At 70.3% G+C, this 23,103-nt stretch carries 17 protein-coding genes; 9 read left to right on the top strand and 8 right to left on the bottom strand.

What is annotated here, in order from left to right; genetic code table 11:
• Nucleotides 1–6 precede the first annotated feature (6 nt).
• The 7 genes from AVCA_RS02345 (at nt 7) to gshA (ending at nt 10,320) form a co-directional block, all read left to right on the top strand.
• The gene (locus AVCA_RS02345) at nt 7–4,110 is read left to right on the top strand and encodes a cellulose biosynthesis protein BcsC (RefSeq protein WP_012699189.1); all 4,104 of its coding nucleotides are present in this window, start codon (nt 7–9) and stop codon (nt 4,108–4,110) included.
• Nucleotides 4,107–4,577: a cellulose biosynthesis protein BcsD gene (bcsD, locus tag AVCA_RS02340; RefSeq protein ID WP_012699188.1), complete on the top strand. Its 471-nt coding sequence runs from the start codon at nt 4,107–4,109 to the stop codon at nt 4,575–4,577. The genes AVCA_RS02345 and bcsD overlap by 4 nt, the downstream gene beginning before the upstream one ends.
• On the top strand, nt 4,567–5,580 hold the full coding sequence (locus tag AVCA_RS02335) for a glycosyl hydrolase family 8 (protein WP_012699187.1): 1,014 nt from the start codon (nt 4,567–4,569) through the stop codon (nt 5,578–5,580). Before bcsD ends, AVCA_RS02335 begins: the two co-directional genes overlap by 11 nt.
• Nucleotides 5,581–5,615: 35 nt before the next feature.
• Nucleotides 5,616–5,756, top strand: coding sequence for a hypothetical protein (locus AVCA_RS26295; protein WP_156483686.1), 141 nt, complete (start codon nt 5,616–5,618; stop codon nt 5,754–5,756).
• Nucleotides 5,757–5,847: 91 nt separating this feature from the next.
• Complete coding sequence (locus AVCA_RS02330; RefSeq protein ID WP_012699186.1) at nt 5,848–8,160, top strand: Tex family protein; 2,313 nt, start codon at nt 5,848–5,850, stop codon at nt 8,158–8,160.
• 10 nt (nt 8,161–8,170) lie between these two features.
• A complete protein-coding gene (locus AVCA_RS02325) occupies nt 8,171–8,554 on the top strand; it encodes a PaaI family thioesterase (protein WP_012699185.1) in 384 nt (127 codons plus the stop codon).
• 173 nt (nt 8,555–8,727) lie between these two features.
• Entirely contained in the window at nt 8,728–10,320 is a 1,593-nt protein-coding gene (gshA, locus tag AVCA_RS02320; RefSeq protein ID WP_012699184.1) for a glutamate--cysteine ligase, read from the top strand.
• A 458-nt stretch (nt 10,321–10,778) separates the two neighbouring features.
• On the opposite strand, the gene AVCA_RS02315 is transcribed toward gshA, so the two are convergent.
• From AVCA_RS02315 to AVCA_RS02290, 6 genes are read right to left on the bottom strand one after another with little or no spacing between them, the layout of a single operon-like run.
• On the bottom strand, nt 10,779–11,075 hold the full coding sequence (locus AVCA_RS02315) for a hypothetical protein (protein ID WP_012699183.1): 297 nt from the start codon (nt 11,073–11,075) through the stop codon (nt 10,779–10,781).
• The gene (locus AVCA_RS02310) at nt 11,072–11,944 is read right to left on the bottom strand and encodes an energy transducer TonB (RefSeq protein ID WP_012699182.1); all 873 of its coding nucleotides are present in this window, start codon (nt 11,942–11,944) and stop codon (nt 11,072–11,074) included. The genes AVCA_RS02315 and AVCA_RS02310 overlap by 4 nt, the downstream gene beginning before the upstream one ends.
• A complete protein-coding gene (locus AVCA_RS02305; RefSeq protein WP_012699181.1) occupies nt 11,941–12,384 on the bottom strand; it encodes an ExbD/TolR family protein in 444 nt (147 codons plus the stop codon). Before AVCA_RS02305 ends, AVCA_RS02310 begins: the two co-directional genes overlap by 4 nt.
• 9 nt (nt 12,385–12,393) lie before the next feature.
• Nucleotides 12,394–13,098, bottom strand: coding sequence for a protein TolQ (gene tolQ / locus AVCA_RS02300; RefSeq protein ID WP_012699180.1), 705 nt, complete (start codon nt 13,096–13,098; stop codon nt 12,394–12,396).
• Nucleotides 13,095–15,086, bottom strand: a complete 1,992-nt coding sequence (locus tag AVCA_RS02295; RefSeq protein WP_012699179.1) for a phytase — start codon at nt 15,084–15,086, stop codon at nt 13,095–13,097. Before AVCA_RS02295 ends, tolQ begins: the two co-directional genes overlap by 4 nt.
• A 27-nt stretch (nt 15,087–15,113) precedes the next feature.
• Nucleotides 15,114–17,642 carry a TonB-dependent receptor gene (locus AVCA_RS02290; protein WP_012699178.1) on the bottom strand — a complete coding sequence of 843 codons (2,529 nt, stop codon included), beginning with the start codon at nt 17,640–17,642 and terminating at the stop codon, nt 15,114–15,116.
• A gap of 332 nt (nt 17,643–17,974) precedes the next feature.
• On the opposite strand from AVCA_RS02290, the gene AVCA_RS02285 reads away from it, so the two are divergent.
• Nucleotides 17,975–18,889 (top strand): GGDEF domain-containing protein, encoded by a 915-nt coding sequence (locus tag AVCA_RS02285; protein WP_012699177.1) that lies wholly within the window; start codon nt 17,975–17,977, stop codon nt 18,887–18,889.
• A 2-nt stretch (nt 18,890–18,891) separates the two neighbouring features.
• Complete coding sequence (locus tag AVCA_RS02280; protein ID WP_012699176.1) at nt 18,892–19,926, top strand: AraC family transcriptional regulator; 1,035 nt, start codon at nt 18,892–18,894, stop codon at nt 19,924–19,926.
• Nucleotides 19,927–20,395: 469 nt separating this feature from the next.
• Here AVCA_RS02280 and argA read toward each other — a convergent pair whose 3' ends face one another.
• Complete coding sequence (gene argA / locus AVCA_RS02275) at nt 20,396–21,694, bottom strand: amino-acid N-acetyltransferase (protein ID WP_012699174.1); 1,299 nt, start codon at nt 21,692–21,694, stop codon at nt 20,396–20,398.
• Between the two features lie 40 nt (nt 21,695–21,734).
• The gene (gene argE / locus AVCA_RS02270) at nt 21,735–22,892 is read right to left on the bottom strand and encodes an acetylornithine deacetylase (protein ID WP_012699173.1); all 1,158 of its coding nucleotides are present in this window, start codon (nt 22,890–22,892) and stop codon (nt 21,735–21,737) included.
• Between the last annotated feature and the right edge of the window lie 211 nt (nt 22,893–23,103).

Below are 23,103 nucleotides of genomic sequence, written 5' to 3'. Positions count from 1 at the left end.
CCGTCCATGACCCGCGCTGCCCTGAAAAAACTCTCCCTGGCCGTGCTCTGCGCCGTCGCAGGGATCGCCCATGCCTCGGGCGTTTCGGCCGAGCCGGCGGATGCCGGCATGACGCTCCTGCTCGAACAGGCCGACTTCTGGCGCTCCCGCCACCGCCCGGACCTGGCCAGGGAGGCGCTGAACCGCGCCCTGCAAGTCCGACCGGACGCCGAGGAAGTCCTCTACCGGCTGGGAATGCTGTCGCTGGACGACGAAAAGGCCGCCCGCGCCTGGCTGCAGCGGCTGGCCGACAACCATCCCGGCAGCGCGCGTATCGGCGAACTGGAAGCCGCCCTGCGCGGCAGCAAGCTGGACAAGTCCGCGCTGGCCAGGACCCGGCTCATGGCCGGCCAGGGCGATTCGGCGGGCGCCGTGCAGGCCTATCGCAAGCTGTTCGGCGACGGAGCGCCGCCGCCCGATCTGGCGCTGGAGTATTACCAGACCCTGGCGGGCGTCGACGGGCACTGGCAGGAAGCCCGCGAGGGGCTGGAAAAGCTCCACGCCGGGCAGCCGGGCAACCCGCAGGTGAAGCTCGCCCTGGCCCGCGCGCTGAGCTACCGGGAAGCGACGCGTCGCCAGGCCATCGAGCGACTGGCCGATCTGGCGCCGCAATCGCCGGAGGCCCGCACGGCCTGGCGACAGGCCCTGCTCTGGCTGGACGCGGGGAGCGGGGACGAGGCCCTCTACAGCCGCTACGAGGCGGCCAATCCGGGCGACACCGAAGTGGCGGCGCGCTTCCAGGCGATGCTCTCGGCCAAGCGCCAGGAGCCCGGCGACGGCGCCAGGGCCGCCGGCTTCGACGCGCTGCAGGGCAAACGCAACGCGGCGGCCCTGCAGAGCTTCAGGCTGGCGCTGAACCACAACCCGCGCGACGCCGAGGCCTGGGGCGGCCTGGGCATCGCCCAACTGCGCGCGCAGAACTACCGGGACGCCGCCAGCAGCCTGCGCAGGGCCACCGAACTGGCCCCCGGCAGCCAGGACCGCTGGGCGAAGGCGCTGGCCGACGCCGAGTTCTACGGAAAGCTGCAGACCGCCCGGCAAAAGCGCGACGACGGCCACCTGGACAGCGCCGAGGCGCTGGCCCGGCCGCTCGCCGACGGCAGCGGGGAACGCCCGCGGGCCGCCAAGCTGCTGCTGGCCGACATCCTGCTGCGCCAGCAGCGCGACGCCGAGGCCGAACGGCTCTATCGCGATCTGCTCGCGGCGGCCGGAAACGACCGGGCGGCCCTGGCCGGCCTCTACGACAGCCTGCTGCGCCAGGGCAAGCGGCAGGCCGCCAGCGAACTGCTGGGCCGCAATCCCGGCCTGGCCGACGCCCTGCAAGGCGGCCGGCAGCAGGTCGAGGCACTGGCCCTGCGCGATCGCGCCGAGGCCCTGCTCAAACAGGGCAGCGGCGAGGAAGCCGCCCGACTGCTGAACGAAGCCTTGCGGCTGGCGCCGCAAAACCCCTGGATACGCCTGACCTACGCGCGGCTGCTCGATGCCAGGGGCGACCCGCAGCAGGCGCAACGCCTGATGGAGCCGCCGGCGAGCGCTCCCGTCGATGCCGAGGCCCTGCACGCCGCCGCGCTGCTGGCCATGGACCAGGCGCGCTGGGACGACGCCAGGGCCCATCTGCGCCGCTTGCCGCCGGAACGCCAGGCCAGCCCGCAGATCCAGGCCCTCGAACAGCGCCTGCGGATCAGGGAACGCATCGCCTCGGTGCGCGGTACCGCCACCGGCGCCAACCGCCTGGCTGCGCGCCGGGCCCTGCGCGCGTTGCACGACGAAACGCCGGAGGAGCCGCTGGTGCGCGGCGAGGTGGCGCTAGCCTTGGCGGAGCTGGGCGAGCCCGCCCTGGCCCTGGACATGGTGCGCGACGACCTGCGCAACCTCTCCAGCCACGCGCCCGCCGACTACCTCTCGCACGTCGCCGTACTGGTCAGGACCGGCCAGGTGGCCGAGGCCGAGGTCCTGATCCACCGCCTGGAACGCGGCGATCTCAACGCCGAGGACCGGGAAGCCCTGCGCAGGCTGCGCAACGGCTTCGCCGTCGCCCAGGCCGACCGGCAACGGCAGAACGGCGACTTGGCGGGCGCCTACGACACCCTGATGGCCCATATCGACGAATCGCCCGGCGATACCGAACTAATGCTGGCCATGGGCCGCCTGTACGACACGGGGAAGATGTACAAGGAAGCCACGGCGGTCTACGACTCGGTGCTGAAAGATGCGCCGGACAACCTCGAAGGCGTGCGCGGCGCGGTGAACGCCGCCCTGGGCGGCAACGACGCCAGGCGCGCCGCGCAGTTGATCGAGCGCGCCGGCCCGTCGCTCGACGAAGCCACGGCGCTGCTGCTGTCCGCCCGCGTGGCCGAAGCGAACGGCGACCACCGGCGCGCCATCGCCCTGCTCGAAAGCGCCCGGCGCAAGCACCTGGCGGCGACCGGCCAGGCCGGCGTCGCAGGCGCGACGGCCTTCATGAGGCGCGACAATCCCTTCCGCGACCCGCGCGACGCCATGTTCCCCGCCCTGGCGCAGGCCGACGCGGACGCCGGTATCGAAACGCCGGCGCAGCGCGCGACCGCTCCGCTGGCCGGCCTGCCCGGCTTACGGGCTTTTGCCGGCCGCGCTCCGTCCACGACGGCCGATCCCCTGGCCAGCGAAATCGAGGGCCGCCTGAACGCCCTGCGCGAGAAGACCGCCACCCGGCTGTCCGCCGCCACCAACCTGCGTATCCGCGACGGCGAGAAAGGCCTGTCCGAGCTGACCGAGGTCAAGGCGCCGCTGCAGCTCTCCATGGTGCCGCTGGACAACGGCCGCATCGAGCTGAGCGCCACGCCCACCCGCCTGGACGCCGGCACGCCCGGCAGCGACGCGGCCAAGCGTTTCGGCAGCTATGCGCTGGCCAGCGGCCTGACCGAGTCCGTCTTCGGCGCCTACAACGGACTGGTGCGGAGCTACTCCAGCTCGGCTCTGCAATTGAGAGAGCAGCAGGCCAGGGAGGCTGGCCAGGTGCTGACCCTGGCGGAACGCGCCGGGATCGTCGCGGAGGCCAGGAGCCAGGCCGCGCAGGAGATCGGCAACGCGGCCGTGGCGGCCGGGCTGAGCGCGGAGCAGGGCGAACGGCTCGCCAGCACCCTGCTCAACTCCACCGCCCAGCGCGTGCTCGCCCCCTACCGGCCGAAATCCCAGGACGACACGGGCGTGGGCCTGAACCTGGCCTACAGCTCCGACTCGCTCAAGGCCGACATAGGCACGACGCCGCTGGGCTTCGAGAAGACCAACCTGGTCGGCGGCGCGAAATGGACGCCGAAGGTCGGCCAGAACGGCAACCTCGCCCTGGGCGTCGAGCGGCGCGCGGTGACCGACAGCCTGCTCGCCTACGCGGGCGCCAAGGACCCGGTCAGCGGCAAGACCTGGGGCGGCGTCACCAAGACCGGGGTCAACGCCCAGTACGCCTACGACAACGGCGCCGCCGGTTTCTACGTCGGCGGCGACTATTACCTCTATCGCGGCGACAACGTCGAGAACAACCACTCCATCGGCCTGCACACGGGCGCCTATGCGCGCCCCATCAACACCCCCAGCCGGGAACTGCAGACCGGCGTGCACCTGAACTGGATGGGCTTCGACAAGAACCTCAGCGGCTATACGCTGGGCCACGGCGGCTACTTCAGTCCCGAGAACTTCGTCGGGCTATCCTTTCCCGTGCAGTACAGCCTCAAGAGTGACCGCTGGGACATGAAGCTGCGCGCGGCCGCCGGCTATCAGTCCTTCACCCAGGAGCGCGCGCCCTATTTCCCCAAGAACAAGGCGCTGCAGAACCAGCTCGAACAACTGGGCACGGCGGTGCAGAACCTCTCCGACGGACTGACCGCCGCCGGCCAGAGCACGACGTTGCCGGCCATCGAGACCCATTACCGCGCCGACAGCCAGAGCGGCATGGCCTTCAACGGCGGCGCCACGCTCGAATACCGCCTGAGCGAGCAGACCCGGGTGGGCGGCACCATCGGACACGACAGCTTCGGCGAATACTCGGAGACGACCGGCTCGATCTATTTCAAACACGCCCTGGAGAATCTTCCTTGACAGCGGAAAACGACATCCCGGCCAGGAACCTGGCCTATTACGGCGAGCGCCACGACGACCGCCCCTGGTGGCCGTTCGTGCGGACCCTGGTGGGCGAGATCTGCCAGTCGGCCGGCACCGCCGACGCCTGCCATTTCCTGCGCCACGTGGGTTCGCGCCTCGCCGCCGCCCATCCGCTGGAGGAACAGCCGACCCTCGCGGCCCTGGAAAAGGCCCTGAACGGCGTGCTGGGCGGGTTCGAGTGGGGCTGGGTGCAACTGAGCACCGACAACCGCTCGATCCGCATCCTGCATGGCGCCTATCCGGGCGCCCGGGAAACCGCGGAGCACTGGAGCCAGGCGATCGCCGCCGTGCTCGAAGGCATGTACCAGCATTGGTTCCAGGCGCAGAACCAGGAGGTGCGGCTGCAGGTGCAATGCACCGACAGGAGTCGGAGCGGCGCCCTGGTATTCCACTGTGGCCGCTAGGAAAGCCGGCCCGCTGGGGGCCCTGATCGCCCTGCTGCTCTTCTGCCTGCCGGCCAGCGCCGGCGAAGACGAATACTGGCGGCTCTACCAGACCCGCTACATCGACGGCGGCCGCGTGCTGGACACCGGCAACAAGGGCGTCAGCCATTCGGAAGGGCAAGGCTGGGGCATGCTGCTGGCGGAGGCCAACGGCGACCGCCGGACCTTCGACCGCCTCTGGAGCTGGACCCGCCGGCACCTGCAGCGCCGCGACCTGGCCCTGTTCTCGTGGCGCTACGACCCGGCCGCCTCGCCGCCGGTGCAGGACCTCAACAACGCCACCGACGGCGACCTGCTGATCGCCTGGGCCCTGCTGCGCGCCGCGCAGCGCTGGGACGCCGCCGACTACCGGAACGCATCGGCGAAGATCCGTCAGGCGATCGCCGGCCGGCTGATCAAGGAGCACGCGGGCCTGACCGTTCTCCTGCCCGGCCTGCAGGGTTTCGAGCAGAACGGCCAGCTCATTCTGAACCCGTCCTATCTGGTGATGCCGGCCATCCGGGCCTTCGCCCGGGCCGACCCCGGCGGCGGCTGGCAGAGGCTGCTGGACGACAGCCGGAGCCTGCTGGACCGCGCGCGTTTCGGGACGTACCGATTGCCTCCCGACTGGCTGGCCCTCGGCGCGGACGGCACGCTCGAGCCCGCCGCCGCCTGGCCTGCCCGTTTCGGCTTCGACGCCGTGCGGGTGCCGCTCTACCTGGCCTGGGACGGCGAGCCCCTCTCCTCGCCCCGGCTCGCGCCCTTCGCGGACTTCTGGTCCTGCTGCGAGCCGTTGCACGCCTGGGTGGACCTGAACAGCGGCAAACTCTCGCCCTATCCGGGCTCCGTCGGCGTCAAGGCGATCGCCGCCCTGCTCAGGGGAGAGGAACCCGTCGCCACGCCCGAACAACTCGCGAAGGAGGACTACTACTCGATGTCGCTGCTGATGCTCGCGCGCCTGGCGCGCAAGGAGGGGGCGCCATAGGGACAGCCGTCCCCTGCGGCCGGTCCGTGGCGCCAATGAACGACATCTCCGACCCGGCCTCGCGCCGGGTCTCGTCAGACGAAGAAAAGCCCCCGGTCGTCGTCCTGCTCATCCCGGGACAACGCCAGAGCATCGAGCAGCAGTTGATCCATCACTGCCTCATGCTCGACCGGTGAGCTTCGATCGGCACGGAAGTGGCCGCTATAATCGCGCTCCCTTGTGGCCACTGCCTGGCCACCTTCCCCCGCCCAAGCAGGAAGAAGTCGTATGGACAGCATCAACGCCCGCATCGCCGAGGAACTCGGCGTCCGCCCGCAACAGGTCGCCGCCGCCGTGGCGCTGCTCGACGAAGGCGCCACCGTGCCCTTCATCGCCCGCTACCGGAAAGAAGTGACCGGCAGCCTCGACGACACCCAGCTGCGTACCCTGGAGGAGCGCCTGCGCTACCTGCGCGAGCTGGAGGAACGGCGCACGGCGATCCTTTCCAGCATCGAGGAGCAGGGCAAGCTGACCCCCGAGCTGGCCCGCGAGATCGGCCTGGCCGACACCAAGACCCGCCTGGAAGACCTGTACCTGCCGTACAAGCAGAAGCGCCGCACCAAGGGCCAGATCGCTCTGGAGGCCGGCCTCGGCGAACTGGCCGACGCGCTGTTCGGCGACCCGCAACTGAACCCCGAGGCCGAAGCCGCGCGCTTCGTCGACGCCGAGAAGGGCTTCGCCGAGGTGAAAGCGGTGCTGGAGGGCGCCAAGTACATCCTCATGGAGCGCTTCGCCGAGGACGCCACCCTGCTCGACCGGCTGCGCGGCTTCCTCAAGAGCGAGGCCACCCTGAGCGCCCGCCTGGTCGCCGGCAAGGAAAACGAAGGGGCCAAGTTCAGCGACTACTTCGAGCACGACGAGCCGCTCAAGGGCGTGCCCTCGCACCGCGCCCTGGCGATCTTCCGCGGCCGCAACGAGGGCGTGCTGAGCGTTTCCCTCAAGGTCGGCGAGGAGCTTCCCGGGACCATGCATCCCTGCGAAGGCATGATCGGCGAGCGCTTCGGCATCGACAACCGCGGCCGCGCCGCCGACAAGTGGCTGGCCGAGGTGGTGCGCTGGACCTGGAAGGTCAAGCTCTACACTCACCTGGAGACCGACCTTCTGGGCGAGCTGCGCGAGGCGGCCGAGACCGAGGCGATCGCGGTGTTCGCCCGCAACCTGCACGACCTGCTGCTCGCCGCCCCGGCCGGGCCGCGGACGACCCTGGCCCTCGACCCCGGCCTACGCACCGGCTGCAAGGTCGCCGTGGTGGATGCCACCGGCAAGCTGCTGGACACCACCACCGTCTACCCGCACGCGCCGAGGAACGACTGGGACGGCACCCTGGCGACCCTCGCCAGATTGTGCGCCAAGCACGCGGTGGAACTGATCGCCATCGGCAACGGCACGGCGAGCCGCGAGAGCGACAAGCTGGCCGGCGAGCTGATCAAAAAGCACTCGGCGCTGAAGCTCACCAAGATCATGGTCAGCGAGGCCGGCGCCTCGGTGTACTCGGCGTCCGAGCTGGCCGCCAGGGAGTTCCCGGAACTCGACGTGTCGCTGCGCGGCGCGGTGTCCATCGCCCGCCGCCTGCAGGACCCGCTGGCCGAACTGGTGAAGATCGAACCCAAGGCCATCGGCGTCGGCCAGTACCAGCACGACGTCTCCCAACTGCAACTGGCGCGCTCGCTGGACGCGGTGGTCGAGGACTGCGTGAACGCCGTCGGCGTCGACGTCAACACCGCCTCGGCCGCGCTGCTGGCGCGCATCTCCGGCCTCAACGCGACCCTGGCGGGCAACATCGTCGCCTACCGCGACGCCAACGGCGCCTTCAAGAGCCGCGCCGAGCTGAAGAAGGTGCCGCGCCTGGGCGACAAGACCTTCGAGCTGGCCGCCGGCTTCCTGCGGGTGATGAACGGCGACAATCCGCTGGACGCCTCGGCGGTGCATCCCGAGGCCTATCCAGTGGTCAAGCGCATCGCCGCCGATACCAGCCGCGATATCCGTTCGCTGATCGGCGACTCGGCCTTCCTCAAACGCCTCGACCCGGCGAAATTCACCGACGAGACCTTCGGCCTGCCCACCGTCACCGACATCCTCAAGGAACTGGACAAGCCTGGCCGCGACCCGCGCCCCGAGTTCAGGACCGCCGAGTTCCAGGACGGCGTCGAGAGCCTCAAGGACCTGAAGCCCGGCATGATCCTCGAAGGCGTGGTGACCAACGTGACCAACTTCGGCGCCTTCGTCGACATCGGTGTGCACCAGGACGGCCTGGTGCACATCAGCGCCTTGTCGGAGAAGTTCGTGAAAGACCCCTACGAGGTCGTCAAGGCCGGCGACATCGTCAGGGTCAAGGTGATGGAGGTGGACATCCCGCGCAACCGCGTCGGCCTGTCCATGCGCATGGGCGACACCCCCGGCGAGAAGGTCGAGGGTCCGCGCGGCGGCAACCGTGGCGGACAGAATCGCGGCGAACGCAATGCGCCGCGCACGGAAAACAAGGCGCCGGCGAACAACGCCATGGCCGCGCTGTTCGCCAACGCCAAGCAACTGAGGAAATGACGCCGTGAGCATGCAAGAGGAAGAAATCGGCAGGAGCAGCGCTTTCGGGCGCCTGCTCGGCCTGGAGATACTGTCCGCCGGCGGCGGCGAGGCCAGCGTGCGCCTGACCATGCACGACGGCCTGCGCAACCTGCACGGCAAGCTGCACGGCGGCGCGCTGTTCTCGCTGATCGACAGCGCCATGGGCCAGGCCAGCCACAGCCTGGGCGACGGCACGCCGAACAGCGTCACCCTGGAGTGCAAGATCAACTACATCCGTCCGGTCAGCGAGGGCGCCCTGACCTGTCGTGCCTGGATCGAGCACCACGGCACGCGCACCCAGGTGATCGAGGCCGAGGTGCACCAGGACGGCAAGCTGGTGGCCAAGGCCCTGGCCACCTTCGCCCTCCTGTAGGCCTCTCGCCCGGCGTCGGGCAGGCAGGGAACGGCCGGCGGCTTCTCCCGCCGCGAGCGGTCCCGTGCGCCTGCCCGACCGCAGCCATTTCCCTTCGGCCCGGGGCCGACGATACTTGTATAGCCGTACGTCAGTCCCCATATTGGGCCGATCGTGCCTGAAGGAATCCTAACTTGAGCGAGCTTTTCTCCCGTCGCCTGGCCCTGCTGGGCGAGCCCGCCAACCAGTCCCTGCTCAGGCACTGCCTGCACGGCATCGAGCGGGAATGCCTGCGCGTCGACGCCGCCGGCGAGCTGGCGCGGACCCCGCACCCGGCGGCGCTGGGCTCGGCGCTGACCCATCCGTACATCACCACCGACTATTCGGAAGCGCTGCTGGAGTTCATCACCCCCGCCGAGACCGACTCGGCGGCGACCCTCGCCGCGCTGGAGCGCGTCCACCGCTTCGCCTGCGCCAAGCTCGACGGCGAATACCTCTGGAGCCCGTCGATGCCCTGCCCGCTGCCGGCGGAAGAGGACATCCCCATCGCCCGCTACGGCAACTCCCATATCGGCCGGCTCAAGCACGTCTACCGCAAGGGACTGGCGCTGCGCTACGGCAAGACCATGCAATGCATCGCCGGCATCCATTACAACTTCTCCCTGCCGGAAGAGCTCTGGCCGCTGCTGCAGCGGGCCGAGGGCGATGTCCGCGGCGTCCGCGGCGTCCGCGACTTCCAGTCCGAGCGCTACATCGCGCTGATCCGCAACTTCCGCCGCTACAGTTGGCTTCTGATGTACCTGTTCGGCGCCTCGCCGGCGCTGGACAAGAGCTTCCTGCGCGGCCGCCCGCATCACCTGCAGGAACTCGACGCCGAAACCCTCTACCTGCCCTGGGCGACCAGTCTGCGGATGAGCGACCTGGGCTACCACAACAACGCCCAGGCCGACCTGACCCCCTGCTACAACGACCTGGCCAGCTACACCGACAGCCTGCGCCGGGCGGTTTCCACCCCCTACGCGCCCTACGCCGCGATCGGCACCCAGCGCGACGGCGAATGGCTGCAGCTCAACACCAACGTCCTGCAGATCGAGAACGAGTACTACTCGACCATCCGCCCCAAGCGCGTCACCGCCAGCGGCGAGCGGCCGATCCAGGCGCTGGTCGCCCGCGGCGTGCAGTACGTCGAGGTGCGCTGCCTGGACATCGACCCCTTCCTGCCGCTGGGCATCGACCTCGACGAGGCACGTTTCCTCGACGCCTTCCTGCTGTTCTGCGCCCTCGAAGACAGCCCCTGCCTGGCCGCGGGCGAATGCGCCAGTTGCACCGGCAACTTCCTCAAGGTGGTCAAGGAGGGTCGCCGTCCCGGCCTGCATCTGCAGCGCCACGGACAGCCGATGCCGCTCGCGGCCTGGGCGGGCGAACTGCTCGAACGCCTGCAGCCGCTCGCCGCCCTGTTCGACCGGGCCTACGGCGGCGACGGCTACGAAAAGGCCCTGCACGCCCAGCAGGCCAAGGTCGCCGACCCGGAACTCACCCCCTCGGCGCGCCTCCTCGCGACCCTGCGCGAGCGCGGCGAGAGCTTCCGCGCCTTCGCCCTGCGCCAGAGCCTGGCCCACGCCGAAAGCCTCCGCGCCCGCCCACTGGGCGAGGAGGAGCGCCAGGCCTTCGAGGCCGAGGCCCGCGCCTCCCTGGCCGAACAAGCGGAGCTGGAACGCCGCGACACCGGCAGCTTCGACGACTTCGTCGCGGCCTATCAGGCGAGCATTCAAGGCGACGGGGGCTGACTCCTGCCCCCGGAGTCCCGCGCCGATCGATGCTCTCCACCGACAGCGTGCCTCCTTTCCGGGCACCCTTCGGCAGACGCAACAGTTCCGGTCGGCCGGCCTCGGCGCCATTGGCGTTCTCCGGCTACTCGCAGGCGATGGGCCAGGCATGCCCCGCTCCAGGGCCGGACTCCGACAACGGCGCGCCACGGGGAGTACCCCGCGCCAAGCCAGCCGATCGACCGAACTGGCCATCTGGCCGGCCAGGCGTTCGCCCGAACCTCAGCCCCTCTTGTCACCCGCAGACCAACGGCGAGGACGGGCGCCTCGACGATCGCGGTCGTCACTCGCCGCGGCAGGAGAAGCATGGCCATCCATATGCCTGCACGCACCATAATGCAGCGCAAAAAAAATCCCTCCATGCGGAGGGAGAAAGGTACTCATGCGAGTCACGCACCTACAAATTACGCGTCATTAAGCTAGACCAGCAACAAGAAAAAACATTCAAATTTTTTTTGCCATGCAAAAAAATCGTCCGATCGACTCGTGGAGTGCGAGCGGATCGCCTCCACGGTTCGGGGTGAGTCGTGGGGCCTGCCCCGGGAAAAGAACGGCACGACCGTATCGCCCCCGGCGACCGGCACGCGGTCGAATCGTGGGTCGCGCCGCGCCGGCACGCCCGCGAAGTCGAGCGCTTCGGCCAGCGGCGGATCGGCGCCGGCATCGATGGAGATGCCGTCATGGGCGGCGCGGAAGCGGCTGTGCTCCTGGCTCATCGGCGCTTTTCCCGGATTCGGTAGTGGAAGGTGTTCTTCACGTCGGGCACGACGACGGCCCGGCCGTCGACGATCCGTGGCCGGTAGCGGAAGGTCCTGGCCGCGGCCAGCGACGGGCGGACGAACAGCGGATGGCAGTCGCCGACGATCCGTGGCTCCTCCACCCGGCCCTGGGCGTCGACCCGGTAACCGACCGTGCAGTCGCCCTCGATGCCCCTGTCCAGAGCGGATTCTGGGTAGTCCGGGGCCCGCTTGGCGATCGGCAGGTATTGGCTGCTGGCCGCTTCGGCGGCCTCGGCGCGGGCGCGTTCGGCTGTGGCGGCGGCTTGCGCGACGCGGGCGCGTTCGGCTGTGGCGGCGGCTTGCGCGACGCGGGCGCGTTCGGCTGTGGCGGCGGCTTGCGCGACGCGGGCGCGTTCCGTGGCGGCGCGTTCGGCGGCTTCGGCCTCGCGCCGCGCCAGCGCCTCGGCCTCGCGGCGCGCCTGTTCGTGGCGCTCCTGCACGCGTTGCCGCTCGACGCGCTGCCGCTCGCGCTTTTCCATCTCCAGCCGCTTGCGCGCCAGGGCCGCCCGTTCCGGCTTCTGCCGTGCCGCGTGAGGCTCAGGCGCCGCCACGGGGCCGGGCGGTCGCGCCGCGACGGGCTGCTCCGGCAGCGGCGCGGATGCTGGCGCCAGGGCGACCAGCCGGGTGGTCAAGGTGCGCACCTGCGGGGCCAGCGGCGGCTCGTCCCGCCAGGCGAGCGTCAGCAGGGCCAGCACGGCAGCGTGCACAGCCAGCGCCACGCCGGCGGCGGCGAGCCGGCGCGACCGGTCGCCGCCGCTCCGGGCCGGGATGACGGCCGCCGGACCGTCGAGGATCGCGGCGCTCATTGCGGCGCCTCGGTGATCAGCCCGAGGTTTCTCACCCCGCCCTGCTGCAGCGCGGCGATGCCGGCGACCACGCTGGCGTAGTCGGCGTCCCGGTCGGCGCGGACGTAGACCTGGGTGTCGCCGTGCGCGGCGACTATGGCGCCGACCTTGGCGCTCATCTCCGCCAAGTCCGCCGCGCTGTCGGTACGGCCCTCGGTATCCAGTTCGGGGCCGAGGTTCCAGTAGTAGCCGCCGTCGGCCTTCACCGAGAGGGTGAGGATCTGCTGGCGGTTGTCCGTCGGCAACGCCTCGGCGGCGACCTCGGGCAGTTCGATCGGCACGCCCTGGGTGAGCAGGGGCGCGGTGACCATGAAGATCACCAGCAGCACCAGCAGCACGTCGATATAGGGCACCACGTTCATCTCGGCCTTGGGCGCGTGCGGGTTGTGCGGTTTGCGCATGCGGCCTCCTCAGGCGGCCCGGACCAGGCCGGGCGCGGCCTGCAGGCGACGGTGCAGGCGCCCCTGCAGCTCGTTGCCGAAGGCGTAGTAACGGCTGGAGAGGCTGGCGACGCGGGCACTGAAGCGGTTGTAGGCGAGCACCGCGGGAATCGCCGCGAACAGGCCGATGGCGGTGGCGATCAGCGCCTCGGCGATGCCCGGCGCGACGGTGGAAAGGGTCGCCTGGCGCACCTGCGACAGGCCGATGAAGGAGTTCATGATCCCCCAGACGGTGCCGAACAGGCCGATGTAGGGGCTCACCGAGCCGATGCTGGCGAGCAGCGCCAGGCCCTTGCCGAGACGCTCCTCCTCCTCGCTGATGGCCACCAGCAGACTGCGCTCGACGCCTTCGATCACCGCCTCGGGCGCCACGCCCGGCTCGCCGCCGAGCTGCTGGAATTCGCCGTAGCCGGCGCGGAACAGGCGTTCCAGGCCGGCGTCGGCGGGCAGTTCGGCGGCCTCGCGGTACAGCGGGGCGAGCTCGGCGCTGCCGCGAAAGCGCCGCAGGAAGTCCCTGCACAGGCGCTCGCTGGCGCCGAGCAGCAGGCTGCGGCGGACGATCAGGTACCAACTGGCGAGCGAGGCGAGGACCAGGGTCAGCATGACCAGCTTAACCAGCGGACTGGCCTCCTCGATCAGGCCCCAGACGCTCATCGGTTCGATGGCCGGACTCATGGTGCGACTCCCGTGGGTCCGTCCGCGTCGGCCGGCGACTGCGGTTCGACGTCGTTTTCGCCGGCCGCCGGCGGCGCCAGGCCCAGGCGCTCGGCGACCGCGCTCCAGGGCACGAACTTGAAGTTCTGGGTCCGCTCGGGCATGCGCTTGCGGCCGTCCTGCACCACCAGCAGGCCGGTGCTCCAGGGACCGCCGAGGTCGGCCGAAACGATCTCCAGGCCGTCGGTCTCGGAGGCGCCGTCGATGCCCAGCTCGACGTTCAGGCCGACCCGGAAGGCGCCTTTGAGCGCATGCGGCGGCTCGGCGTCGAGCACCAGATAGCTGTCGTTGCCCTGGCTGGAGACCACCAGATAGTCGTGGGCCGCGCCCCGGTAGAGGGCCAGCCCCTCGACATCGGCCTGCAGGTCCGCGCCGACGCGGATCACGCTTTGCAGCTCGACGGGCGCGTCCGGGCGGGCATCCAGCGCCCACACTCCGGTGTCCTCCTCGCCGAGGAACAGGCGCTGGCGGCGGTCGTCGGCGACGCAGCCCTCGGGCTGGCTGGCGACCCGGAAGCCGCGCAGCGGCTCGCCCGCCACCCGGCCGCCGGCGTCGTACAGGCGGTACTGCCGGAAGCTGCCGTCCTTGCCGTTGGCGAAGGCGTACAACTCGCCCGGCGCCGGCTGGAACAGGCAGATGCCGTAGATCTCCGCCAGCGGCGTGGAGATTTCGCCGGCCTCGCGCAGCTCGCCGCTGGCGCGGTCGATGGCGAACGCGACGATACTGTTGCGGTCGCGGTGGCTGGCCACGGCCAGGTCGACCCGCGTACCGCCGAGCGCGAAGTCCGGGCGCAGGTCGACGTTGTTCAGGCGCCCCACCGGCAACTCCTGCAGCAGTTTGCCGTCGAGGTCGTAGACCTGCAGGCCCTGCTTCTTGTCGGTGCCGAGCACCCGCGAGCGCGCCGGATCGCCGGGATGGACCCAGATCGCCGGGTCGTCGGCGGCGTCGCCATGGCGGCCGACCGGCTCGCTCTGGCGCAGCGCGGCGACCTCGGGCAGCGCCTTCGGCAGGGCCGGCGGGCTCGCCCGCCAGTCCAGCGTGCCGGCGAACAGGCGGCCGTCGTCGTCGCGGACCAGCAGTTCCAGCCCGTTGGCGGTGGGTCGCGCGGCCAGCCGCTCGGGCGCCGCCAGGCCGGCCAGCGGCAGCGCGCCCAGCGCCTGCCAGCCCCACGCCTGCCACTGGTAGAGGTGCAGCTCAGCGCGCCGCGGGTCCAGCGCCAGCAGACCGCCGGGCAGCGCGGCCACGGCCCCGGCGCGTCCGCCCAGCGAGCCGAAGGGATCGAGCATGTCCACCGGCCGGCGCGTGCCGTCGGCCTCGGGATGCGCCGGATAGGCCCACAGGCCGACGTCTTCCTCGTTGACGAACAGTAGGCCCGCGCCATCCTCGACCTGACAGTGCCCGGCCCCGGCCGGCAGTGGCAGGCTGCGTTCCAGGCGCGGCTCGCCGGCCAGTCGCTCGCCGCTGCCGACCAGCCACTGCTCGCCCCGCCCCTCCTCGCTGAGCAGGAACAGGTGGAGATTGGCCGCCTGGTCGCGGTACAGGCACAGCCCGGCGAGGCCGTAGTCGCGCGCCGGAAGCCACAGCGGCTGGCCCCACTGGCGGCTGGCCGGGTCGAGGGCGAACAGTGCGACCCGCTGGGCGGTCTCGTCCAGCGCGGCGACCATCAGCCGGGAACCGGCGAGGCGGCTGTCCAGGCTGGCGTAGCTGCCGCCCTGGCGCGCCAGTTCGCGGCCCTCGCCGTCGAGCAGCAGCAGCCCCTGGCGTTCGCTGGCGGCCAGACGCAGCCCGGCGCCGGCCGCTCCGTCCGGGACCAGGCGCAGGTCGGCGATCTCGACGCCGGCCGGCGCCTTCCAGGGTTGCAGTTCGAGGCGCGGCGGGTCGGCGGCCTGGGCCAGGCCGGCGCAGAGCAGCAGGCCGGCCGGGAGGACGCGGGAAAACGCGGGAATCATGGGCTGGGGAATCCTTGTCGTGGCGGATCAGAAATTGACCAGGGTCAGGCCGACCTTGTAGGTCGGGCCGTACTCCTCGTACTGGGCGTTGAAGCTGCGGTGGCCGCTGTAGACGTAGTAGTGCTCGTCGGTGAGGTTCTGCGCCTCGAAGGACAGTTGCAGGTTCGGGGTCAGGGAGTAGCGGGCGCTGAAATCGACGAAGGTCTGGTCGTCCACGTAGAGGTCGTGGTCCTCGTCGTCGATGCCGGCCACCTCTTGGAGGTAATCGGACTTGTAGTTGAGCGACAGGCGCAGGCTCAGCCGGTCGTCCTCCCAGCCGAGCATCAGGTTGCCGACCCGCTTGGACTGGTTGGGCAGGTCGATGTCGCGGTGCCGCTTGCGGCCGCTGTCCGGGTCGCGGCTACTGATGCTCGCCTCGGAATGGGTGAAGGTGAGGTTGCCGCCGACCAGCAGGCCGTTCCAGGGCGCCGGCAGCCAGTCGAACTTCTGCGACCAGGCCAGCTCCAGTCCCCAGAGGTCGGCGCGGTCGCCGTTGGCGTAGGTGTTCGCCTCGGAGAAGTCGGCCCAGACGCCGCTGCCGGCCAGATCGGTGTTATAGGCGAAGTTGTCGATGTCCTTGTAGAACAGGAAGGCCGAGACCACCCCGGCGCGGCCCAGGTAGTGCTCGATGCCCAGGTCGAAGTTGCGCGACTCCAGGGGCGACAGATTGGGGTTGCCGAAGCTCGCCTCGTCGCCGTCGATGACGAAGCCGGGCGCCAGTTGGCCGAAGGTCGGGCGCACCACCGAGTTGGTGATGGCGGCGCGCACCTGGGTGTTCTCGCCCAACCGGTAACGCAGGTGCAGGCCCGGCAGCCAGTGGTCATAGGTGTTGCGCTCGTCGATCGACTCGAAGTCGCCGTCGCGGATACCGCTGCCGCGGGCCTCGAAACGGGTCCTTTCGTAGCGCATGCCGGCGATGATGCGCAGGTCGCCGATGTCCAGGCTGTGCATCAGGTAGGCGGCGTCGATGTCTTCCTTCATGTCGTAGTCGTTCACCCGCGACTCTTCCTCGTCGTAGAAGTCGTCGCGGTCGAGCCCGCCGAGCAGCGCTCTGATCCGGCTGGCGGACAGCCCCGGACCGAAGTTGCCGAGGCCATAGTGCACCGTGCCGCTGGTGTAGCCACTCATCGCCAGTTGCGCGTCGCTCAGGCCGTATTCGTCGAGGTCCTCGTAGGTCCAGATATCGGTGTCGTTGTCCTTGTCGCGGCGGCTCAGCTTGCCGCCGAACTTGACCTGCGCGGCATGCCCGGACAGCTCGTAGTCGCGGGCCAGGTCGAGCTTGAGGTTGCGCTCGGTGTCGGTGGTGCGCTCCCTGGCCATCTCCGCCTCGTCGAAGCTGAAGCCGTCGGCGCTGAAGAAGCCGCTGCCGATGTTCAGGTGCGGTTTGGCGCGACTGGTGAAGCCGGCGTCCTCGAACTCCTCGTCGCTTTCGAAGACGGCGCTGCCCAGGCCGCGGGAGTTCTCGCTGGAGCGGCTGTAGCCGACCTGTCCCTTCAGGGTCCAGGGACCGAGCAGGCGCTCGCCGCCGAGCACGTAGGAGCGGATCGTCTGGATTTCCGTGCGATCCTTCAGCTCGCGCCAGCCCTCGGCCTCGCCGCTGCCGCCCGGCGCCAGCGGATCGGCGAACTCGACGCCGGCGGCGTTGCGCGTCTCGCTGTCGGCGTAACGGCTGTAGAGGGTGCGCAGGTAATAGCTGGAGTAGTCGTCCGGGCGGTAGTCGAAGTTGAGGCCGAAGCCGGTGCGCTCGCGGCTGATCTCGTAGTCGCGCAGCTCCGCCCCTTCCAGCCGCGGCCCGTCCTCGAAGTCCCAGTCGCCGCCGGTTTCCACGTTGTCCGAGCCGAAGTCGCGGTCCGACCAACTGTAGGCGGCGGCCACGCCGAAGTTGTCGATACCGTCGCCGAGGCTGAAGCGCTGGCTGATCGCGCCGGAGAACTTCGGGCTGTTCTCGCCGGTGTTCTCGTCGTGGCTGGCCTCGCTGCTCAGGGTGTAGAACAGCCCGTCGTGGTCGAAGGCGGACAGGCTCTCCACCTCGATGGTGCCGCCCAGGGAGTTGGCGTCCATGTCCGGGGTCAGGGTCTTGACCACCGACAGCGACTGCACCAGTTCGGCCGGCAGCACGTCGAGGGCCACCGCACGGCGGCCGCTCTCCGGCGCCGGCACCAGGGTGCCGTTGATGGTCACGCTGTTCAGGTCCGGCCCCAGGCCGCGCACGCTGACGAAACGGCCTTCGTTCTGGTCGCGCTCGATGGACACGCCGGGCAGGCGCTGCGCCGCCTCGGCGACGTTCTCGTCGGGCAACTGGGCGACGCCGTCGGCATGCACGGTGCTCTGCACGCTGTCGGAATCGCGCTGGTCGTTCAGCGCCGCGTCGATGCTGGCGGCCTGGCCGACCACCTCGATATGTTCGAGGGCCACGACGTTCTCTTCCACGGCCCCGACCGGCGCGGCGGCGATGGCCAGAGCCAGGGCACTGAGCCGGAAGCGCCCAGGGCGCGCGGCGAGTCGGCGTTGCTGCATCTCGGTTTCCCCCCTTCTCGATAGCGGCGGGCAAACGAGCCGCCGAAGTGGGAGCGCAAGCTAGGAGCGCGACATGGCACTTGCATGACAACCCCGGCCACGAAGCGCCGGAAACCGGGGTTTTCCGGGGCTTTCCGGCGCCGGATGGTCCGAAATGCCCCCTCCGCGCCGCCCCCGGAAAAGGAAGAAGCGTCCCTGGCGCGGGTAGCGGGCGGCGCGGCGCGAAAAAATTCCGAAGCGGACTGGCCCGATTTGCCCCCCTGCGCCGTAACCGTCCGGTCATATGCCTCTGTTCTGCTGGCGGCCTCGCCACCGGCCGGGACTCCGCGACCATGCCAAGCCTGCTGCGCCACCATCGCCTCAAACTGCTCGCCGTAGTGCTGGCGGCCAACTTCTCCCTGCTGCTGCACCTGGCGGCCGGCGACCCCATCCCGGTGCGCGAGTGGAATCCACTGGACATCTTCGGCGAGGGCGGCGCGGCGCTGCTGGCGCTGGTCTGGCTGGGCCTGATGCTCAGCAGCCGCCCGGCCGGACGGGTGACCAACCTGCTAGCCCTGGGGCTGGGCTGCGTGTTCTTCTCCTGGTGGACGGACTGCCTCGACGAGTTCGTCCGCCTGCCCGAGTCGGTGCACTGGGATCACTGGCTGGAGTCGGCGCCGATGCCGGTCGGCCTGCTGCTGCTGACCTACGGCCTCTACCACTGGCACCACGAGCAACTGGCGATCAGCGCCCAGATGGAAAAGCGCGAGCGGCTGTTCCGCGAACACCTGCTGTTCGACAAGCTCACCCCGCTGGCCGGCGCCGACTACCTGCGCCGCCAGTTGCAACTGAGCCTGGAGGAAAGCCGCCGCGAGGGCCGGCCGCTGTCGCTGGTGGCGGTGGACCTGGATCATTTCGACGCCATCAACCAGCGCTTCGGGCATGCCGAGGGCGATGCGGTGCTGCAGGCGGTGACCCAGTTGCTGCTGCTCAACCTGCGCCGCCAGGACCTGCTCTGCCGGCTGGCCGGCGACCGCTTCGTGATCCTCCTGCCGCACACCGGCGAGAGCCAGGCCCGGCAACTGGCCGGGGAAATGGCCCTGGCCGTCGAACACCTGGCGCACAAGACCCGCCAGCACGGCGAACGCCTGCAACTCGGCGCCAGCGTGGCCTGCGCGATGGCCCTCGACGAGGATGCCGAGCAGTTGCTGCGCCGCCTCAACCTGGCCCTGGCCCGCGCCAAGCAGGGCCTGGCCCTGAGCGCCTGAGCATGTCCGCCCGCGAGCCCTGGTACGAGCGCGACAGCCGCTTCATCGCCGCCCATCAGCAGCCCGCCGGGCTGCTCGACCTGGGCCTGGGCCGCGGCATCGACAGCCACCGCCTGCTACGCGGCAGCGGCCTGTTCCACGAGGACATCCTGCGCGGCGCGACGCTGATCAGCCCCGAGCAGTACCTGCGCCTGATCGACAACGCCCAGCGCCTGCTGGCGGCGGACGACACCAGCTTCCTGTTCGGCCAGCGGCTGCTGCCAGGCCACCAGGGCGCCGCCAGCCAGGCCCTGGCGCAGGCCGGCAACCTGCTGGAGGCGCTGCGCCTGCTCGGCGAACTGCGTGCCCTGCTCTGCCCGCTGCTGAGCCCGCGGCTGGTCTGCGACGAGCGGTACGCCTATTTGTACTGGCTCGACAGTTGCGGCGCCGGGCCGTCGCTGCGTTTTCTGCTCGAAGCGCACATGGCGGCGGCGACCGCCCTGGGCCGGCGGCTGAGCGGCGAACGCCTGCCCTGGCGCTTCCATTTCCGGCATGCCGAGCCGCGCTGCGTCGAGCAGTACTGGGTGCATCTGGGCGAGGACCTGCATTTCGGCAGCCCCTGCGACCTGATGCGCCTGCCGCTCGACTGCCTGAACCGCCCGCTGCCGCAGGCCGCCCCGACGGCCGGCGCGGTGAGCCGCCGACAGGCCCGCGCGCAACTGGAGAGCGCCGGCCCGGCGGCCAGCCTGCTCGACCGCCTGTACGACTGGCTGCTCGCGCACGTGCGCGAGGCGCCCGGCCTGGAGCGCGCCGCCGAAGCCTTCGCGATGAGCCCGACCACCTTCAAGCGCAAGCTGCGCAAGCACGCCACCAGCTACCAGGAGCAGCACGACCGCGCCCGTCTGCACGTGGCGCTCTGGCTCCAGCAGGTGAAGGGCTACGGCAACGAGGCGATCGCCAGCTACCTGCACTTCCACGACGCCAACAACTTCCGCCGCTCGTTCAAGCGCTGGACCGGCATGCCGCCCAGTTCGCTGCGCCAGTCGCTGTGCGGTTGAAACGACGAAAAACGCCGCGCTCCTGTAGATACCGTCTTGCCGCTCAGTGGGCCACCGCGCGCTGAGTCAGTAGGGTGGAAAACCGCTTAGCGTTTTCCACCACCCGCTGCCCACCACGGCGGATGGCTTCGGCCATCCACCCTACGGCCGGAGCGGATTCATCCGCGACCGACCCGCCCGGCGGATCGCCGCCCGGCGGGTCGCCGCTTGGCCGGTTCGTCGCGCCGTTGGCGCAAGTCGCGGATGAATCCGCTCCCACACCAGGCAGCCGGACGTTCGCCGCGCCCCTGGGTGCAACCCGCCGGACATGGTGGATCACGACGGAATCGGCGGGTGCACCCGCCCTGCGCCACCCAGGGACCGCGTAGGGTGGAAAACCGCGTAGCGTTTTCCACCGTGGTCGTGGTGGATGGCTTCGGCCATCCACACCTGGAATGTTTCAACGCCGTCGCGACGAGCCCGCTCCCGCCTACAGCGCCTTCTCGAACACCTTCGACTGGCGCTGGTAGTTGTACAGCGAGGCGCGCGCCGCCGGCAGGCGCTCGACGCCGCTGGGCTGGAAGCCGCGCTCGCGGAACCAGTGGGCGGTGCGGGTGGTGAGCACGAACAGGGTCTTGAGGCCCAGCGCGCGGGCGCGCGCCTCGATGCGTTCGAGCAGTTCGTCGCCGCGCCCGCCGTGGCGATAGTCGGGATTCACCGCCAGGCAGGCCAGTTCGCCGGCATCGGAGTCGGCGATCGGATAGAGCGCGGCGCAGGCGATGATCAGGCCGTCGCGCTCGACGATGCTGAATTGACCGATCTCGCGCTCCAGCACCTCGCGCGAGCGGCGCACCAGGATGCCCTGTTCCTCCAGCGGGCGGATCAGTTCGAGCAGCCCGCCGACGTCCTCGATGGTCGCCTCGCGCAGTTTCTCGAACTGCTCCTGGGTGACCAGGGTGCCGCCGCCGTCGCGGGTGAACAGCTCGGTGAGCAGCGCGCCGTCCTCGGCATAGCTGACCATGTGGCTGCGCGGCACGCCGGCGCGACAGGCCTGGGCGGCGGCGTCGAGCAACTCGCCCTGGTAGTCGGCGCCGAGGCGTTCGAGGTGCGCCGCCACCTGCTGCGGGCGCAGTTCGCGGATCAGCGTGCCCTGCCCGTCGAGCAGGCCCGGCTCGGCGCCGAACAGCAGCAGCTTGTCGGCCTTCAGGTCGATGGCCGCGCGGGTCGCCACGTCCTCGCAGGCGAGGTTGAAGATTTCTCCGGTCGGCGAATAGCCCAGGGGCGAGAGCAGCACTATGGCGCGCTCGTCGAGCTGGCGGCCGATGCCCTTGCGGTCGATCCGGCGCACCTCGCCGGTATGCAGGTAGTCGATGCCGTCGACCACGCCGATCGGCCGGGCGGTGACGAAGTTGCCGCCGACCACCCGCAGCCGGGCGCCCTGCATCGGCGAGGCGGCCATGTCCATCGACAGGCGCGCCTCAATGGCCAGGCGCAGGCTGCCGACCGCGTCGATCACGCATTCGAGGGTCGGCACGTCGGTGATCCGCAGGTTCTGGTGAAAGCGCGGGGTCAGCCCGCGGGCGGCGAGGCGCGCCTCGATCTGCGGGCGCGAGCCGTGCACCAGCACCAGGCGCACGCCGAGGCTGTGCAGCAGCACCAGGTCGTGGACGATGTTGCCGAAGTTGGGATGCTCGATGCCCTCGCCCGGCAACATGACCACGAAGGTGCAGTCACGGTGGGCGTTGATGTAGGGCGAGGCGTGGCGGAGCCAGTTGACGTAGTCGCGCATGGAAAACCTGTCGATGGAAAACCCGTGTCCGTGATCGCTCCTACGGGATAGGAGCCGGAGCGAGACAATAATGCCCGATCAGTTGCCGCAGCAGTTGCACGGTCGGCTCGATCCGCGCCAGCTCCAGGTATTCGTCCGGCTGGTGGGCGCAGGCGATGTCGCCGGGGCCGAGGACGATGGTCTCGCAGCCGAGCTGTTGCAGGTAGGGCGCTTCGGTGCCGAAGGCCACCGCCTCGGCGCGGTGCCCGGTGAGGCGCTCGGCGAGGCGCACCAGTTCGCTGCCTGCCGCCTGCTCGAACGGCGGCAGACCGGGGAACAGCGGGGCGTAGTCGATGCGCACGCCGCGCCGCTCGGCCAAGGGCTGCAGCTTGCCGCGGATCGCCGCGCGCAGTTGTTGCGGGTCCATGCCCGGCAAGGGGCGCAGGTCGAACTCCAGCGCGCACTGGCCGCAGATGCGGTTGGGGTTGTCGCCGCCATGGATGCAGCCGAGGTTCAGGGTCGGCTGCGGTACGTCGAACAGCGGGTTGCGGAATTCGCTTTGCCACTGGCCGCGCAGTTCGAGCAGCGCGCCGATGGCCTCGTGCATGGCCTCCAGGGCGCTGTTGCCGAGGCTCGGGTCGGAGGAATGGCCGCTTTTCCCCAGGATGTCGATGCGCTCCATCATCACCCCCTTGTGCAGGCGGATCGGCCTGAGCCCGGTCGGCTCGCCGATCAGCGCGGCGCGGCCGAGCGGCCGGCCGGCGGCGGCCAGGGCGCGGGCACCGGCCATCGAGCTTTCCTCGTCGCAGGTGGCGAGGATCAGCAGCGGCTGGCGGAACGGCCGGTCGAGCAGCGGGCGCAGCGCCTCGATCGCCAGCGGGAAGAAACCCTTCATGTCGCAACTGCCGAGGCCGTACCAGCGGCCGTCGGCCTCGCGCAGGGCCAGCGGATCGCTCGTCCACAGCGCGGCGTCGAAGGGCACGGTGTCGCTGTGCCCGGACAGCACCAGACCGCCGGGGCCGCTGCCGTAGCTGGCCAGCAGGTTGCACTTGCCGGGGGCGACCTCCCGGATCTCGCAGGCGAAGCCGAGTTCGTCCAGCCAGTCCGCCAGGCGCTCGATCAGCGGACGGTTGGGCAGGTCGAGGGCGGCCTGTGTGCAGCTCACCGAAGGCAGGGCGATCAGTTCGGCGAACTGCTGCTTGAGACTGGGGAGTGACATCGGCGGGTTTCCTGTACAGAGCCTGCCGTCATCATAGGCCGGGGTGGCGGCCGAGGATATCGCCGTAGGCGGGATACCGGGTAGCTGCGGCCCGCCGGACATGGCGCAAAGCCGCGGAATCGAAGGGTTACGCCCCGCAAACCGCCTTTCGGAGAGGTCCGGCATCGGACGGCTCGGAACCATCGCTAAGGTTTCCGCTCGCCTTGCCGTT

The organism is Azotobacter vinelandii CA (assembly GCF_000380335.1).
Lineage (GTDB): Bacteria > Pseudomonadota > Gammaproteobacteria > Pseudomonadales > Pseudomonadaceae > Azotobacter > Azotobacter vinelandii.
The sequence above is the reverse complement of the archived record's forward strand: the minus strand, read 5'-3'. Positions and strand labels throughout refer to the sequence as shown.

Coding starts and splice junctions, on each gene's coding strand:
- AVCA_RS02305 (WP_012699181.1), bottom strand. CDS start 12,384: ATGCGCAAACCGCACAACCCGCACGCGCCCAAGGCCGAGATGAACGTG.
- argA (WP_012699174.1), bottom strand. CDS start 21,694: ATGCGCGACTACGTCAACTGGCTCCGCCACGCCTCGCCCTACATCAAC.
- AVCA_RS02330 (WP_012699186.1), top strand. CDS start 5,848: ATGGACAGCATCAACGCCCGCATCGCCGAGGAACTCGGCGTCCGCCCG.
- tolQ (WP_012699180.1), bottom strand. CDS start 13,098: ATGAGTCCGGCCATCGAACCGATGAGCGTCTGGGGCCTGATCGAGGAG.
- AVCA_RS02325 (WP_012699185.1), top strand. CDS start 8,171: ATGCAAGAGGAAGAAATCGGCAGGAGCAGCGCTTTCGGGCGCCTGCTC.
- argE (WP_012699173.1), bottom strand. CDS start 22,892: ATGTCACTCCCCAGTCTCAAGCAGCAGTTCGCCGAACTGATCGCCCTG.
- AVCA_RS02285 (WP_012699177.1), top strand. CDS start 17,975: ATGCCAAGCCTGCTGCGCCACCATCGCCTCAAACTGCTCGCCGTAGTG.
- AVCA_RS02290 (WP_012699178.1), bottom strand. CDS start 17,642: ATGCAGCAACGCCGACTCGCCGCGCGCCCTGGGCGCTTCCGGCTCAGT.
- AVCA_RS26295 (WP_156483686.1), top strand. CDS start 5,616: ATGAACGACATCTCCGACCCGGCCTCGCGCCGGGTCTCGTCAGACGAA.
- AVCA_RS02315 (WP_012699183.1), bottom strand. CDS start 11,075: ATGAGCCAGGAGCACAGCCGCTTCCGCGCCGCCCATGACGGCATCTCC.
- AVCA_RS02345 (WP_012699189.1), top strand. CDS start 7: ATGACCCGCGCTGCCCTGAAAAAACTCTCCCTGGCCGTGCTCTGCGCC.
- AVCA_RS02310 (WP_012699182.1), bottom strand. CDS start 11,944: ATGAGCGCCGCGATCCTCGACGGTCCGGCGGCCGTCATCCCGGCCCGG.
- AVCA_RS02295 (WP_012699179.1), bottom strand. CDS start 15,086: ATGATTCCCGCGTTTTCCCGCGTCCTCCCGGCCGGCCTGCTGCTCTGC.
- AVCA_RS02280 (WP_012699176.1), top strand. CDS start 18,892: ATGTCCGCCCGCGAGCCCTGGTACGAGCGCGACAGCCGCTTCATCGCC.